Annotated in this window: 3 protein-coding genes; all 3 read right to left on the bottom strand. The window is 40.1% G+C overall.

All coding sequences use genetic code 11. From position 1 onward, the window contains the following. The coding region (locus ABJD64_RS24455) for an alpha/beta hydrolase-fold protein (RefSeq protein ID WP_348208209.1) at positions 1-828 on the bottom strand (828 nt) is incomplete at its 3' end. A gap of 75 nt (positions 829-903) precedes the next feature. Continuing rightward, complete coding sequence (locus ABJD64_RS24450) at positions 904-1,071, bottom strand: hypothetical protein (protein ID WP_348208208.1); 168 nt, start codon at positions 1,069-1,071, stop codon at positions 904-906. A 1-nt stretch (position 1,072) separates the two neighbouring features. After that, a partial coding sequence (locus tag ABJD64_RS24445) for a sialate O-acetylesterase (protein WP_348208207.1) occupies positions 1,073-1,810 on the bottom strand: 738 nt, incomplete at its 5' end.

Below are 1,810 nucleotides of genomic sequence, written 5' to 3'. Positions count from 1 at the left end.
CCAATAAGACCAATTGTGCCCGCCATCTCTTACTCGGAATTCACCCGGAATACGCCCGTCCTTCATAAGTTCGTAAAGGCTCATATTTCCGAAGATGAATGAATCGTCATCTCCACAGTCAATGTACCATCTGACAGTTTTTAGTTCGTCAATCGAAGCGGATGACATTAGGAAAAACCCGAAATTCTGCTTTGTAAACTCATTGATCCTTTTATCACCGACTTTTGACTCAGTGACCAGCTCAAAAAAAGAATCCCATGTTTTTTGACCAAGCTTGACCAATCTGTCTTCTGTCCAAATTGCCGCACTCAAAGGGGCAGCTGAAGAAAATAGATCTGGATATTTGGCAGCAAACATGATGGTGCCATGACCGCCCATACTTAAACCTGAAATGGCCCTTTGTTCCCTGGCTGTCCTACACTTATACTTTCCTTCAATAAATGGAATAAACTCCTGAACGAAGAAATCTTCATATCGGAATTCTATTACCTCTGAGTTCAAATACCAGCTTTTTTGTGCGTCCGGCATTACAATGATCATCGGCACTGCCGAGCCGCTTTCTATTGCCTGATCTGCAATTGCCTGAACATTCCCTCGCTGAATCCATCTGGTTTCGTCATCACCAAACCCATGTAGGAGGTACAAGACGGGGTATTTTCTGGTTGAAACTTCATAACCCGGAGGCAAATACACACTATATCGTACTTCTTGATTTAATACAGCACTTTCTATGGTTTTACTTTCTAATATCACACTTGACTGTGAAAAGCATGTTAGACTTAACAACAATACAATTGCACTTGAAAGCATATTCAAAGCATAATTCATAGTATCAGTTTTGATTTCAATTTTGTTAGTTGTAAACTTTTTCTAATAAACTGTGGAGTACCGATTCACTTCCAATCAGCCAACTGTATCTCCAACTTTTTTTACTCGGGCTGGGTGAGTAGAAATTATATTTACACCTTCTCCAGGAATGGATAAAATGTCATATAATTCCTGTGATCTATTTTCTAAATCTTTTACGAACAGCCTATAGTCGCCATCAATGATCGTTGTATTTATCCCCATGCTACAACCCAGTTTCAGCTTCCCAGTCATCCGTTCTGAAAGAAGAAGCAGGTAGTCCATAAAGATCGAATAAATCACCTTGAACAAAATTCTTGAATCCATATCTGGCAGCAACAGGTTTTAAGACATCTTCAGAAGTAGCAACAATCTTATTTCTCCGAAGAATAACAGCTTGAGCAGGATAGAACTTCTTATCCTCACCAGCCAATTCAAAAAGTTTTAGATCTCTTCCAAAAGAAGACAGATCCTTATCGAACGTCAGTTCTACTGATGAACTATCAATCTTCATCTCGACAAACTTTGGACCTTCTGCATGTATCCCAGAAATCCCATAGGTATTTTTCAAAGCCAAATAGGCAAGTCTCTCTCCTGCTATTCTTTTTTTTGATGGGTGAATATAATTTTCATCTCCTGCATCTAATAAACAAGCCATTCCCGAATTTGGAATCTCTTTGGAAGCCTCAAGTTGAGCCTCTCTCAGGAATGCCGTATTTACCTCGTTTGTATATTTGTACGGAGCAATCTGACAATAGTAAAACGGAAACTCTCCTATCCCCCATTTCGCTCTCCAACCCTTGACCATTTCAACCATCATGTCTTTGTATATCCCTGGATTGTACCGGTTAGACTCTCCCTGGTACCAGACCACACCACGAATATTGAAGCCCAGCATTGGATGAATCATACCGTTGAAAAGCGTGGTGGCCGAATTTTTGTGATCCTCAGGATCAAATTGATT

The sequence above is a fragment of the Reichenbachiella sp. genome (assembly GCF_039944555.1).
Lineage (GTDB): Bacteria > Bacteroidota > Bacteroidia > Cytophagales > Cyclobacteriaceae > Reichenbachiella.
This window is presented reverse-complemented; position numbering and strand designations above follow the sequence as displayed.

Excerpts from the sequence above, each read along its gene's own strand:
- ABJD64_RS24450 (WP_348208208.1), bottom strand. The coding sequence starts at position 1,071 with ATGGGGATAAATACAACGATCATTGATGGCGACTATAGGCTGTTCGTA.